Below are 13,428 nucleotides of genomic sequence, written 5' to 3' on the forward strand. Positions count from 1 at the left end.
ATGGATTATTAATAGATAATTAATACTGAAGTTTCCTGTCAGCTATTTTTGGGACGTTTATAGCAGCGTAGATTGTCAGTAAATGAACCGGGCATGTCTTCAACAATATTCTAAAGATGTGCTGATAACTGACGAGAGCTGAATATGTCTAAAGTTGTTACCTTTAACCGCACCGGTGGTCCGGAAGTTTTGGAAGTTATAGATGTGGAGGTGCCCGCACCAGCAGCGGGTGAAGTTCAGATTCGCGTACATGCTATTGGTCTTAACCGTGCAGAAATCATGTACCGTAACGGTCAGTATGTCATTGAACCGGAATTTCCAGCACGCCTGGGTTACGAGGCCTCGGGCGTCGTGCAGGCCGTTGGTGAGCATGTTGAAGGGATTGTTACTGGAGATCGGGTCAGCGTTATTCCTTCGTTTATGTTTAATGAATACGGCATGTACGGCGAACTGGTCAATGCCCCGGTAAATGCTGTGGTGAAGCATCCTGAAAACCTTTCCTTCGAGGAGGCAGCTGCAAGCTGGATGATGTATGTCACTGCATATGGCGCACTGGTTGAATATGGCAACCTTCAGGCTGGGCAGAATGTTGTGATCCGCGCAGCATCAAGCAGCGTAGGACTGGCTGCCATACAGATAGCTAACATGCTGGGTGCTAAACCCATTGCGCTTACCCGGACTGCCGAAAAAAGAGACATGCTTCTAAAAGCTGGTGCCGCCACTGTTATAGCTACCGCTGAGCAGGATATGGTTGCGGAAATCAATCATGCGACAGATAGCATGGGCGCCCATATTGTTTTTGATCCTGTCGGCGGTCCGGACGTGGCAAAACTGACCCAGGTGATGGCACCGCAAGGTATGTTCTTCCAGTACGGCGCGCTAGACAGTCGCGACCTGCTTGTGCCTGTCTTTGATATTCTCGGTAAGCATCTCACGCTGCGCGGATATGAGCTGTTTGAAATTACGACAGACCCTGAAAAAATGGCACGCGCAAAATCCTTCGTCACCGAAGGTTTACGTACCGGCAAACTGAAACCTGTCATTGATAAAATATTCCCGCTTGAAGATATTGCGGATGCACAGCGCTATATGGAAGCAAATGGACAGGTTGGCAAAATCGTCGTAATTGTTGAGTAAACCTCAAACCGACTAACCGTTCAACCTGATGAGCTGGTGTGAAAGGTGAAGCGGAGGGCCATGTGCTGCAAATCAAGATTCAGCGGTGCAGACTTTTCTGACCTTAGGGGAAGGGGGCGGCACACTCTGCTTCAGTGGGGGTAGCTAATCACCACAAATTGTTAGACACAAGGGATAGGGGGCGCCGATGCGGGTGACAAGGGTATCTCTGCCGCAGCCATAAAATCGATAAAACAGCGTATTCTCGGTGACAGGTAGCGGCTGGCGGGCCACAGGACCGAGAAATGCCCATCCTTGACGCAACAGCCGGGCAACACCTCCTGCAGTTGTCCCTCATCCATGGCCTCGCGCACGACAAAATCAGGCACATAAGCGATGCCCATCCCCGCCGCGCTTAAGCGAATGGCGGCCTCAATGTTATTGACCGTCATCACGGCCGTGGCCCTGAAATCTCCCGTCAGCCGCATATCGCGCAGTTCCCAGGGCTGGATCAGCCCCGTCGAGGGGAAGCGGAAAAAAATGCACTTGTGCGCCGCTAATTCCGCTGGCGAGCCGGGGACGCCGTATTCCGCCAGATAGGCCGGACTGGCGCAGAGCACAAAACGAAAGCCACCCAGCTTTCTGGCGATCAAGCGGGAGTCCGCTAATTCACCGCTACGGATAGCAACATCAAATCCTTCATCGATCAGATTGACCAGCCGGTCACTAAAGTCGAGATCCAGTTCAACCTGCGGATAAAGACGGGTAAAGGCGGTGAGGGCGGGGAGCAGCAGGCGGTAGCCAATGACGGGCAGTGAAATCCTCAGTTTGCCGGTGGGCTGTGAGAGACTGCTGGTCAGCTCTGACTCGGCCTCCTGGATCTGCTCCAGGATACTCTGGCAGCGCGTCAGAAATGCGGCCCCCTCCGCCGTCAGGCTGACGTTTCTGGTGCTGCGGTTGAACAGCCGGACCCCCAGTTTATGCTCAAGCCGGGCGACATTCTTACCCACCGCCGAGGCAGATATGCCCAGCAGCCTGGCGGCCTGAACAAAGCTTAGCGTTTCGGCGGTGCGGACAAAGGACGTCAGCGAGGTGAGGCTGTCCATCGATTATAAACCTTATGTCTCTTAAGAAGATATTTTCAGTCTATTTATCGGCAATAACATCCGCAATAGGATGGCGACAGTTTATTCATTCCTTGCCGACTGATGAGGGCCGCCCGATGTTACTCACCGCCAGAACACCTTCCCGATACGCCAGCGCCCTGGCCGCGCTTTCTGTCTTTATGGCGGCCTTGCTGCTGCCGTTAAGTTTTACCGGCGGCGTCATGACCACCCCCGCGATACAGCAGTCGCTGGGCGGCTCTCCCGCTGCGCTGTCGTGGCTGACCAATGGCTTTATGTTGACCTTCGGCAGCTTTTTGCTGGCCGCAGGGGTGACGGCGGATGCCATCGACAGAAAACGTATTTTTATCGTCGGCGCCGCGCTGTTTTGCCTGAGCAGCCTGCTGTTTTGTCTGACGCACAATCTCTTCCTGTCAGGCGTGTTGAGGGCTCTGCAGGGCCTGGCCGCGGCGATGATTTTAGCCAGCGGCAGTGCGGCGCTGGCCCAGCTGTATGATGGCGCTCAGCGGACGCGGGCATTCAGCATCCTGGGCACGGTGTTCGGCGCCGGCCTGGCGTTTGGCCCGCTGCTGATCGGCTTCATGACCGACGCGGTGGGTTGGCGCGGCGTATACGCCCTGTTTGCGCTGCTTTCGGCAGGGGTGCTGCTTATCGGACTGGCGTATCTGCCCGCGGCAGAAAAAAGCGAGCCGCGGACACCCGACAACCTCGGCTTACTCCTGTTTACGCTGGCCCTGATGCTGTTTACCTCATCGCTCATGGTCATTCCGGCCCGCGGTTTTTTATCCCTGACCACGCTGGCCTTGCTCATCGCGTCGGGGGGGCTGTTCGTGGCGTTTGTCGTGCGCTGCCGGAGGGTGAACAACCCGGTGCTGGACATCTCCCTGCTGCGTCATCCGCGTTTTGTCGGCGTACTGTTGCTGCCTGTCGCCACCTGCTGTTGCTACGTTGTCCTGCTGATTATTGTTCCCCTGCATTTTATGGGCGGAGAGGGGATGAGTGAGCCGCAGAGCGCACTGTATCTGATGGCGCTGACCACGCCGATGCTGGTTTTCCCATCCGTTGCGGCCCTGCTCACCCGCTGGTTTTCACCGGGGCACGTGTCCACGGCGGGACTGATGATGGCCTCCGTCGGGTTGCTGTTGCTGGGGAACGCTTTTCACAGCCACCATCTCCCGCAGCTGGTGCTGGCGCTGATCCTCTGTGGAGCTGGGGCGGCGTTTCCCTGGGGGCTGATGGACGGCCTGGCGATTTCCGCTGTGCCGATGGCGAAAGCCGGTATGGCGGCAGGCCTGTTCAATACCGTTCGCGTTGCCGGCGAGGGGATCGCCCTGGCGGTCGTTTCGGCGGTATTAACGGCAAGCAATAACCTGACCCTGCAAAGTCGCGTTCACGGGTATGCGCCTGAGGTGATTGACCGCGCCGCAGGCTGGCTGGGGGCTGGCAATATGCCGCAGGCGGCTGCGCTTTTGCCTGACTTTTCCCTCCGGGCGCTGCGCGAGAGCTATGACTCTGCTTATACGCTACTGTTTAGCGGGCTGGCGGTCGTCACCCTGGTGTGCGCCCTGATGGTCTGGCGGACGCTATGCCGGAAGGCGGGCGCTATCCAAACCCGCGACAGTGGATCCTGAACCCCTTGATAGCACGGTGGCGTCACGCTTCCCGGGCTGCTCAGCGAACCTGAACTGTCATTGTTTCACTGGCGGAACTATGCTGATTAGAGCGGCCACATGCGCCGCCCCGGCCGCGGAAACAGTGACTCACAGGTGGCGGTATGGCGATTGATCCGGAACTGATTTACATCGAGATCCTGGAAACGGTGCTGACGGCCACCCTGGATCCCGATTTGTGGAAATCGGCATTGCAGAAACTGGCGTTACTGACCGGCCATCAGTACGCGGCATTTCTGTTTTACGACAAAGGCAATGCCCATCTGTTGACCGATTCATTCCTGCTCGAGGAGAAGGTCTTTACCGCCTATCGCGACGTCTTTCTGGCTATCGATCCCGCCGAAAAAATATTGACCGCGTTACCGGTCGGGCAAATATATCGGGACCGGGAATATTTAGGCGATAAGTTTATTGCCGGCAGCGTCTATTACAATGAATTTCATCACCCCAACGACCTGAATAATCTCACCAGCGTCAAGCTGTGCACCATCAATGGCTATGCCACCTATCTGTCACTGATGACGGCCAATACGGCGGCTTATCCGCAGCCGGTGCAGTTTGAACTGTTCAGGCGCCTGATCCCGGCGTTAAAAACCGCCTGCCAGCTTCACGCCCGCTTTGAACAGCTGCGGGACACTATAAAATACCAGAGCACGGTGATGGACAACGGGATCTACCCGGTATGGCTGGTGGATCATGGCGGTAAAATTCTCTACGCCAGCGCGCATGCCGAACGCTACCTGCGCGCCAACGCCCGCCTCTCCTGGTATAGCGGGGGCGATACGCTGTGCCTCGATACCGACAGTAAAAAGCTGAAACGCGCCATCGAGCAGGCCACCCGGACGGCAGAGCCGCCGAAGGCAGGGCTGTGCTATACCGCCGGGCGTCAGCCGAAACCGATCCTCGTGATCCCGGCAGCCCGTCTTGCCGGGGTCGCCTGCGTGATTATTCCCGAGCCGTTTCTCACCGGCAGCGCCTTGATGGAGCTGTTTAACGTCAAGCCCGCCGAGAATGCGGTGGCGGAGCTGCTGGTGCGGGGCATGACCCCGGATGAATGCGCCTTACATCTGTGCGTATCCATCGCCACCATCAGAACCCACCTCAGCGCCCTGTACCGGAAAACCCATACTCGTCATCAGGCAGAACTTCTGCTGATCCTCCGCGCGATTCACGGCTGATGGTTTCGCATCCTCAGGAATGATGGTCGCGCAGAAAAACCGTCAGCACCTCTTTCGGCGGCACACCGCCGCATTCGCCAATCATCCAGCCCACCGCCCCACGGTGATAGGCGCCGTGAAAGAGCATGTGGTTCAGCATCTCCATCGCGGTCATATTGCCGTCACCGCCGTCGACAAATTTGAAGGCGATACGTTCGTGGAAATCGGCGGGGGTCATGGCGCTGACGTACTGAATGTATTCGTCCGTACAAGCGGTCATGGCCGTTTCCAGCGCATCAACGGTTGGCGTCTCGGGGGTATTCAGCGCGGTGTAACCGTGCGGCCTGCCGCGCAGGTTCGCCCGGAAAATCATGTCAACGACATGGATATGGTTCATCAGCCTGATGGTCAGGTGACGTTTTTCGCCATATACCGTACCGTCAATTGCGCGGATCGCCTGTAAGGTGGCAAGGTCAATCCAGCGCTTGTATTTCAACAGCGTCACTACTGTGTCTTTGTCCATAGTCTGTCCCGGGTTGGTTGAGCCATTATCTTAGCGATTATGCCAGTGAGTTGTCATTCTCCAGCGCCAGGCACAAAAAAGCCTCGCCGGGGCGAGGCTTTTCAATAAGCTGGTGATTTAGTCAAACACACCGTTAATCACGGCGGTCACGATGGCAGTGCTCAGGGCGACCAGCACCAGGTCATCGCCGACCGCTCGCCATTCATAGCCTGGATAATAGGGCAGGTCGTTAATCATGGAAGCCGGCAGGGTCTTTTTCGCGATACCCGGAGGGAGCGGTTTGCCGCGGGCAACATTTTTGGCGATACCCGGAGGCAGCGCCTGATAGCCGACCAGACCGTAGTTCACGGCAAGGGAGCGCGCCCGTGAGAAGCTAATATCGCTGTCGACGTGGTCGGGTTTACCGTAGTTTTTGCGGTTGCCATGCTCGTCAGCAGACTGACCTTTATTCTGGCCTTTATTACCATGTTCGCCATTATTGCCATGATTGCCGCTATTGCCATGGTTACCACTGTTCCCGTGATTACCACCGCCATTACCGTTGCCATTACCCGGGTTGGCATACGCCGGCGCGGCCATGACGGCAAGAGAAATAACCGCCGCCAGTGCTGTTTTAAGAGTGCGACGCTTAAGCATGATGTTGTTTCCTGAATGGGGAGTACACGCTTAAAACATAAGAGAAAGCTATACCCCTGGCAATCTCATCATTTCTTATTTTTTGCCGGTTTTTAATCACCGGCGGGGAAGATAAAGGGAAAGGGATAGCGGGACGCGGACAAGCAATTCCATTGCTGCGTTTTGACAGACGGGCGACCGCGCCCCGCTATATGTGTTGCCGACAGGATCGCTCCCGGGCGTAGAGAAAAAAATGCCCGAAGCCATCGGGCAAAAATGAACAAAAATATTACGCTTCATTCATAACGCGTCTCACAAGACGGGGCGGATAGTAAATCCTGGCGCTGCCGTGCACAATCGGACGGTTGTTTAGAAATAAATAACCCCATCGACTGTGCTCAGGACGCGACCCCATGGCAGGCGACCCGATGGCCCGGGGCCACCTCGCGCAGCGCCGGAGCTTCTCTCCTGCACCGCTCGCTGACCTGCGGGCAGCGGGATGAAAAGCGGCAGCCGGGGGGCGGATTGGCCGGATCCGGGATCTCACCTTGCATCAGCGCCTGCGGTTCACTGTGCGGATCGAGGGTTGGCACCGCGGCCAGCAGGGCGCGGGTATAGGGATGGAGGGGGCGGCTGAACAGCGCATCGCGGCTGGCGCTTTCCACCAGCTGTCCCAGATACATCACCGCCACATCATCACATAAATGTTCCACCACCCCGAGGTCATGGGAGATAAACAGGAACGTGACGCCGCGCTCGTCGCGCAGGTCGGAAAACAAATTGATGATCTGCGCCTGAATCGACACATCAAGGGCCGAGATGGGCTCATCGGCGACGATAAAATCCGGATTGAGGATCAGCGCCCGGGCAATACCGATCCGCTGGCGCTGGCCGCCGGAGAACTGATGCGGGAAGCGGGCATAGTGCTCCGGCGCCAGGCCACAGATCTTCATCACGGCGATCACCCGGTCATACAGCTCATCGCGGGTGCACAGCTTGTGCTGCAGCATGGCTTCGCCAATCGCGTCGCCAATACGCAGCCGCGGGTTCAGCGAGCTATAGGGGTCCTGAAACACCAGCTGCATTCTGGGCCGGATGGCGCGCAGGGCAGGCGCGGTCAGGTCGGCCAGCTCCTGACCGTGAAATTTCACGCTGCCAGCACTCTTCTCATACAGGCCAAGCAGGGTCCGGCCGACGGTGGTTTTACCACTGCCGGACTCGCCCACCAGGCCAAAAATGGTGCCCGGACGGATGTTAAAGCTGACGCCGTCCACCGCGCGAAGCTCGCCGGTCTGCTGGCCAAACAGGCCGTCGCGCAGCGGAAAATATTTTTTCAATCCATCCACTTCAATAACATAGCGTTCGCTCATGCTGTCGCCTCCGCAAATTCGCTGTAAAAGCAGGCGGTCCGCTGGCGCTCACCGAGCAGCGGCGGAATCGCCTCCCGACAGCGCGCCGTCGCCCGCTCGCAGCGCCCGGCAAAGGCGCAGCCCGCCGGCAGAGCGGCCAGATCCGGCACCTGGCCGGGAATAGAGTACAGCCGCCGACGCCGCTCACCCGGCACCGGGCGGGAGGCGATCAGCCCACGCGTGTAAGGATGTTGCGGATGCCGTAGCACCTCTGCGGTGGCGCCCTGTTCCACGATCCGTCCGGCATACATCACCACTACCTGCTCGGCCATCTGCGCGATCACTCCAAGATCGTGGGTAATCAGCATCATCGCCATCTGGCTGGCCCGCGCCCGGTCGCGCAGCAGGCGCAGGATTTGCGCCTGCACGGTGACGTCCAGCGCGGTGGTCGGTTCGTCGGCAATCAGCAGTTTGGGCTGACAGCTTAGCGCCATGGCGATCATTACCCGCTGCAGCATGCCGCCGGAAAGCTGGTGAGGATAGCGGGTCATCAGGCTGTCGCCGCGCGCCAGGCCGACCTCGCTTAACAGCTGGATGGCCTGCTGCCAGGCGGCTTTCGGCGTGGCGCCGAGGTGGCGGATCAGCGGTTCGCACAGCTGCTCCCCGATGGTCAACACCGGGTTCAGGGCCGACATCGGTTCCTGAAAGATCATGGCCAGTTGGTGGCCGCGCAGGTCGGCCATCTGTCTGGCTTTCAGCCGCAGCAGATCGCGGTCCGCGAAGCGGATCTCGCCGCCGTCGATGCGCGCCGCCTGCGGTGGCAGGAGACCCATCAGCGCCATGGCGGTGACGCTTTTGCCGCAGCCGGATTCGCCCACCACGCCAACGGTTTGTCCGGCCTGAATGGTGAAAGAGACCTCCTGCACCGCGCGCACGCGGGTGCGTTCGCCGGCGAAAGAGACGGAGAGATGATTAAAGGAGACTAACGGCGTGGTCATTTCAGCCTCGGTTTCATATTGGGATCCATGGCGTCGCGCAGGCCGTCGCCCAGCACGTTGATGGCGATCACGGTGATAAAGATGGCGATGCCCGGCGGCATCCACAGCCAGGGGCGGCGCTGGAAATCGATCAGGCTATTGGCAGCATCCATCATATTGCCCCATGACGGCGTCGGCGGTACCACGCCGAGGCCGAGATAGCTCAGCGCGGATTCACTGAGAATGGCGTTGGCGACGGCCATGGTCGCCATCACCACCAGAATCGGAATGGTATTCGGCAGCAGGTGGCCAAACAGCCGGCGACGCGCCGACAGGCCCAGCACCTGGGTGGCCAGCATAAAATCGCGTTCGCGCAGGGAGAGACTTTGTCCGCGCACCAGCCGCGCCAGTCGGGGCCACTCCAGCAGGCTGAGCATCACCACCACCATATAAATGCGCGAGTCCGGGGAAAAATCGAGCTCAGAAAGCATCGCCCCGGCGACGATCAACAGCGGTAACCCGGGGATAGTCATCACCAGGTCGGCCACCCGCATGATCAGTTTGTCGGTTAACCCGCCGACATAACCCGAGAGGGCGCCGAGCAGGTAGCCGAGGCACACCGACATCACCATGGTCAGCAGGCCGATAATCAGCGAGATGCGCCCGGCCAGCAGCAGGCGGGTGTAGACATCGCGACCAAGAAAATCGGTCCCGAGCCAGTGTTCCGCCCCGGGCGGCTGGTTGATGCTCAGGGCATCGGTGGCATCATCTCTCCATGGCGACCAGACGGGCCCCAGCACGCACCATACCGCCATCACCGCCAGCAGGATCAGGCAGAACATGGCCAGCCGGTTACGGCGCAGCTGTCGCCACCCCTGTCGCCAGGGAGAGGGGGGAATATGCGCCAGCGCCGGGATAGCCGCCTGCCGCTGGCGGCGACGGGAAGCAAAGTAAGACAGGATCATCATGACCTCACCCGAATACGCGGATCGGCCCAGGCGTACAGCACGTCGGCGAGCAAATTCCCGACGATCGTCAGCACCGCCAGAAACAGGGTAAACCCCATCAGCACCGGATAGTCGCGGGCGGCCAGCGAGTCGATATGGATGTGGCCCGCTCCCGGCCAGTTGAACACCTTCTCGGTAATGATCGCCCCGGAGAACAGCCCCGGCAGCTCGAAGCCCAGCAGGGTGATAATCGGCAGCAGGGCGTTGCGCAGGGCATGTTTAAGGATCACCGTGCGCTCCTGCAATCCCTTGGCGCGGGCGGTACGGATAAAATCCATTTTCACCACGTCGAGCATACTGGCGCGCACATAGCGCGTCAGGCTGCCCGCCTGCAGCATCACCAGCGCCAGCACCGGCAGAGCCAGGTGGGCGGCCACTTGCAGCACATACTGCCAGCCGCTCTCGTCGCTGCCGGTATTGGTCATCCCGCCTACCGGTAGCCAGTGGAGATCGACGGCGAACCATTTAATCAGCAGCAGGCAGAGGAAAAAGGTGGGGAACGACATGGCGGCAAACACCGCGACGCTCACCAGATGATCAAACCAGGAGCCGGGTCGCAGGGCAGAAACCACGCCGACCGCCAGGCCAATGCCCCAGTAAAAGACCAGCGCGACGCTGGCCAGCAGAAAAGAGTTCCAGATGTACTGGTTGAGCAACTGGCTGACCGGGATCTGATACTGCAGTGAAAAGCCTAAATCACCGCGCAGCAGCTGTCCCAGCCAGTGGAGGTAGCGGGTGAACAGCGGCTGGTCGAGGCCGTAAATCGCCTTCAGCTCTGCGGCGCGGGCGGCGGTCAGGGTGATATTGCCATCGATAAAGTCGCCGGGGGTTTTGGCAAACAGCATAAAAATAATGAAGGAGGCCAGCAGCAGCATCGGCAGCGTTTGCAGCAAGCGCCTCAGGATGAAATTTTTCATGATGGTCTCACATCAGCCGCCGGTTAACCCGGCGGCCAGGGGGATTTACTTGACGATTTTTACATCCGGCAGGCTGCCGGTCAGGCCGTTGTAGATATCCGGCTTAAAGCCGCTGACGCGGGCGCTGCTGGCGGAAAGAATGTTGCGATAGCCAAGCAGGATCACCGGCGGATCGTCGGCCAGCACTTTATACAGCTGGTGGTAGATCGGCTTGCGCTGTTCAATGTCGAGCACCGCGTTGCCGGCGTTAATCAGCTTATCGACTTCCGCGTTATGGTAGCCGGACTCTTTAGCTTCGCTGCTGTAGAAATCCCATACCCCGTCGTGCGGGTCGTTGAGGGTGCTGGTGCTAAAGGAGGCCAGATCGTAATTTCCGGCTTTACGCTGCGCCATCAGGGCATTGAAATCCACCACCTGCGGCTTCAGCAGTACGCCAATCTGCCGCCAGTTCTCCTTGGCGATGGGGATCAGAGCGTCGTTGAGCACCTTCTTGCTCACCAGTAGGGTCAGCTCCAGGCGCTGGCCGTCTTTGGCGCGGATACCGTCGGCGCCAGGTTTCCAGCCGGCTTCATCCAGCAGCTTTTTGGCCTGTGCCGGATCGTAAGGGTAAGGGTTGACGCCTTCAGCGTTAAAGGCCCAGGAGATCGGGGCGATCGGCTCGATGGCGACTTTGCCGTACCCCTGATAGACCACGTCGATCAGCTTCTGCCGATCCAGGCCGTAAATCAGCGCCTGGCGCACGCGCTTATCCTGCAGCGCCGGGCGATGCACGTTGAACTCCACCTGGCTGTAGTCGCTGGAGCCGTAAAGATTAATGTTGGCGAAGCCGAGCATTTTCAGCTGCTCAATATCGTCGGGGCGTGAGGTAAAGGCGTCATAGTCGGTCTCTCCGGTCTGGAACAGCTGGAAGTTGGTCGACGGATTGGTCACGCGGTAGATAAAGCGCGGTGTTGCCGGCGTTCCTCGGTAAAAATGGCTATTGGCATGGAAGCGTATTTCCTGACCGGGAATGTATTTGTCGTACACGTAAGGGCCGTTGCCCAGCGGCTTGCCGTGCAGTGAACGCAGATAGTCGAGATTTCCCCGCTGATATCCTTTGCCGTACCAGGCTTTCGACAGCACCGGCCCGCCAATTTTGGCCAGCGTGGTGGCGCCTGGCTGCGTGGTGGTCACCTGCAGGGTGAGCGGGTCGATGACCTTCAGGCCGCTGACGCTGTCAGCCTTGCCGGCTTTGTAGTCCGCGCCGCCGGCGATATTGGCCAGGGTGATGTCGGTATCGCCATCATATTTGGGGTCGAGCAGGACCGTCAGGGTAAAGGCGACATCTTCCGCCGTCAGCGGTGAACCGTCGCTGAAGGTCAGGCCAGGGCGCAATTTGATGGTATAGACTTTACTGTCCGGGCTGACCGTCCAGCTCTCCGCCAGTCCCGGGACCAGCTTACCCTGACTGTCCCAGTCAATCAGGCGTGAAAAAATGACGTTAGTCACGTTCTCATCCCAGCCGTTGACGAAAAAGTAGGGGTTAAAGATCCCCTGCGGCTCGGAGATCCCGGCCACCACCGTGTCTTTCCGCAGTTTGGCGCTGGCCGGGATCTGGCTGGCGTCGGTGGCCGGGGTGATGCCTTCTTTCAGGATCCCTTCCGCATGGGCAACAGAAGAAAATGCTACCACGCCGCCGAGCAGGGCCACTTTTAGCGCCAGGGCGAAGCGGGTTTTTCGGGTTTTTAATCCTTGTTGTAATCTGGACAAAAGTGCTACCTCATCAAATAATTGCGTGGTTATTTACAATTCATGACGAAAGATAAGAGGCGCACTTCGCCCTGTCTAACACTGAAACGCTATGATTTATAACTAATTATCCTTAGCAAAGGATCGGGAATATAATCCCATTCGATGGCTAAGAAGCAGTGGTTTCCGCTGTCTGATGATGGTGGGTCAGAATGCTGTCTGCGACCCAGCCATCCTGCGCCAGCGCGCTGGCGGCCAGCGGCCCGCTCAGCCGGACCTGCAGCTGGCCGATCACCCGGCCCTGAATGCGCTCGCAGTTGCTGTACAGCAGTCGGGCGTCGCCTCCCAGCAGGCTGGCGATATGCTGCAGATTGGGTTCGCGACCGCTGCTGCCGTCAAAACGTAAGGTCACGATCTGCTCGCCGTCGCGCAGCGGTGGCCCGGCCTCCGGGCGATCGGGGTGCTGCAGGCCGAGCATGGCGCGCGTCACCGGGTGCTGCGGGTTGCCAAACACGCGCCAGACATCGCCCTGTTCGACAATGCGCCCGCCCTCAAGCACGCTGACCCGATCGCAGAGGGTGCGAATGACCTCCATTTCGTGGGTGATCAGCACGATTGTCAGGCCCAGGCGCTGGTTAATCTCCTTGAGCAGGGTTAGCACCGACAGGGTGTTTTCCGGATCCAGCGCCGAGGTTGCCTCATCGCACAGCAGAATTTCCGGCTGAGTGACCAGCGCCCGGGCGATGCCGGTCCGCTGTTTCTGGCCACCGGAGAGGCGGGCCGGGTAGCTGTCGCGCAGCGCGCTGAGGCCCACCAGCTCAAGCATCTCGCTGACCCGACGCTGGCGTTCGCCGGCCGGGACGCCAGCCATCTTCAGCGGCAAGGCGACGTTCTGCGCCACGGTTTTGGTGGCCATCAGGTTAAAGTGCTGAAAAATCATCGCCACCCGCCGACGCAGATCGCGCAGCTGGCGCGTGGAGTAGCGCACGGTTGACTCGCCGTGGATGAACATCTCGCCGCTGTCGGCATTTTCCAGACGATTAAACAGGCGCAGCAGGGTGGATTTTCCGGCGCCGCTGCGGCCGATGATGCCGAAAATTTCGCCCTGACGGATGGTCAGGTCAATGTCCTGTAGCGCCTGCACGCCGTTAGGATAGGCTTTGCTGATACCAGCAAACTCAATGTGGGTCGGTGGGGCGGGGATATGCGTCACGATGATGCGCTCCGTTAGCCCGGGCAGCGGCT

10 protein-coding genes and 3 pseudogenes are annotated in these 13,428 nt (G+C 59.0%); 4 read left to right on the forward strand and 9 right to left on the reverse strand.

Features of this window, described 5'->3' with window-relative positions:
• The first annotated feature begins 144 nt into the window (after positions 1-144).
• Positions 145-1,137, forward strand: a complete 993-nt coding sequence (locus N438_RS01385) for a zinc-dependent alcohol dehydrogenase family protein (protein ID WP_060655945.1) — start codon at positions 145-147, stop codon at positions 1,135-1,137.
• Between the two features lie 148 nt (positions 1,138-1,285).
• Here N438_RS01385 and N438_RS01390 read toward each other — a convergent pair.
• A pseudogene (locus N438_RS01390) lies at positions 1,286-2,222 on the reverse strand (LysR family transcriptional regulator).
• A 116-nt stretch (positions 2,223-2,338) separates the two neighbouring features.
• Here N438_RS01390 and N438_RS01395 point away from each other — a divergent pair.
• From N438_RS01395 to N438_RS01400, 3 genes and pseudogenes are all read left to right on the forward strand, one after another.
• The gene (locus N438_RS01395) at positions 2,339-3,871 is read left to right on the forward strand and encodes an MFS transporter (RefSeq protein ID WP_023340275.1); all 1,533 of its coding nucleotides are present in this window, start codon (positions 2,339-2,341) and stop codon (positions 3,869-3,871) included.
• 143 nt (positions 3,872-4,014) lie between these two features.
• Positions 4,015-4,128: pseudogene (locus tag N438_RS27695) on the forward strand (LuxR family transcriptional regulator); the annotation flags it as partial.
• Between the two features lie 681 nt (positions 4,129-4,809).
• Positions 4,810-5,065 (forward strand): annotated as a pseudogene (locus N438_RS01400) (transcriptional regulator).
• A 36-nt stretch (positions 5,066-5,101) separates the two neighbouring features.
• Here N438_RS01400 and N438_RS01405 read toward each other — a convergent pair.
• The 8 genes from N438_RS01405 to N438_RS01440 form a co-directional block, all read right to left on the reverse strand.
• Positions 5,102-5,590 carry a DinB family protein gene (locus N438_RS01405; protein WP_012968019.1) on the reverse strand — a complete coding sequence of 163 codons (489 nt, stop codon included), beginning with the start codon at positions 5,588-5,590 and terminating at the stop codon, positions 5,102-5,104.
• Positions 5,591-5,707: 117 nt separating this feature from the next.
• Positions 5,708-6,226 carry an anti-virulence regulator CigR family protein gene (locus N438_RS01410; RefSeq protein ID WP_086512320.1) on the reverse strand — a complete coding sequence of 173 codons (519 nt, stop codon included), beginning with the start codon at positions 6,224-6,226 and terminating at the stop codon, positions 5,708-5,710.
• 377 nt (positions 6,227-6,603) lie between these two features.
• Positions 6,604-7,575, reverse strand: a complete 972-nt coding sequence (locus tag N438_RS01415) for an oligopeptide/dipeptide ABC transporter ATP-binding protein (protein ID WP_008804586.1) — start codon at positions 7,573-7,575, stop codon at positions 6,604-6,606.
• Entirely contained in the window at positions 7,572-8,552 is a 981-nt protein-coding gene (locus N438_RS01420; RefSeq protein WP_032735803.1) for an ABC transporter ATP-binding protein, read from the reverse strand. The genes N438_RS01415 and N438_RS01420 overlap by 4 nt, the downstream gene beginning before the upstream one ends.
• Entirely contained in the window at positions 8,549-9,499 is a 951-nt protein-coding gene (gene opp4C / locus N438_RS01425; RefSeq protein ID WP_116696033.1) for an oligopeptide ABC transporter permease, read from the reverse strand. The genes N438_RS01420 and opp4C overlap by 4 nt, the downstream gene beginning before the upstream one ends.
• Positions 9,496-10,455: an ABC transporter permease gene (locus N438_RS01430; RefSeq protein ID WP_008804589.1), complete on the reverse strand. Its 960-nt coding sequence runs from the start codon at positions 10,453-10,455 to the stop codon at positions 9,496-9,498. The genes opp4C and N438_RS01430 overlap by 4 nt, the downstream gene beginning before the upstream one ends.
• A gap of 45 nt (positions 10,456-10,500) precedes the next feature.
• Complete coding sequence (locus N438_RS01435; RefSeq protein ID WP_039103698.1) at positions 10,501-12,204, reverse strand: ABC transporter substrate-binding protein; 1,704 nt, start codon at positions 12,202-12,204, stop codon at positions 10,501-10,503.
• Between the two features lie 148 nt (positions 12,205-12,352).
• Positions 12,353-13,396, reverse strand: coding sequence for a methionine ABC transporter ATP-binding protein (locus N438_RS01440; RefSeq protein WP_039103697.1), 1,044 nt, complete (start codon positions 13,394-13,396; stop codon positions 12,353-12,355).
• Positions 13,397-13,428 lie beyond the last annotated feature (32 nt).

This window comes from Klebsiella sp. GL120222-02, assembly GCF_003097195.1.
Taxonomy (GTDB): Bacteria; Pseudomonadota; Gammaproteobacteria; order Enterobacterales; family Enterobacteriaceae; genus Klebsiella; species Klebsiella variicola.

Bases quoted from the DNA above. Each gene is read 5' to 3' on its own strand.
- N438_RS01385 (WP_060655945.1), top strand. From the start codon at position 145: ATGTCTAAAGTTGTTACCTTTAACCGCACCGGTGGTCCGGAAGTTTTG.
- N438_RS01395 (WP_023340275.1), top strand. From the start codon at position 2,339: ATGTTACTCACCGCCAGAACACCTTCCCGATACGCCAGCGCCCTGGCC.
- N438_RS01405 (WP_012968019.1), bottom strand. From the start codon at position 5,590: ATGGACAAAGACACAGTAGTGACGCTGTTGAAATACAAGCGCTGGATT.
- N438_RS01410 (WP_086512320.1), bottom strand. From the start codon at position 6,226: ATGCTTAAGCGTCGCACTCTTAAAACAGCACTGGCGGCGGTTATTTCT.
- N438_RS01415 (WP_008804586.1), bottom strand. From the start codon at position 7,575: ATGAGCGAACGCTATGTTATTGAAGTGGATGGATTGAAAAAATATTTT.
- N438_RS01420 (WP_032735803.1), bottom strand. From the start codon at position 8,552: ATGACCACGCCGTTAGTCTCCTTTAATCATCTCTCCGTCTCTTTCGCC.
- opp4C (WP_116696033.1), bottom strand. From the start codon at position 9,499: ATGATGATCCTGTCTTACTTTGCTTCCCGTCGCCGCCAGCGGCAGGCG.
- N438_RS01430 (WP_008804589.1), bottom strand. From the start codon at position 10,455: ATGAAAAATTTCATCCTGAGGCGCTTGCTGCAAACGCTGCCGATGCTG.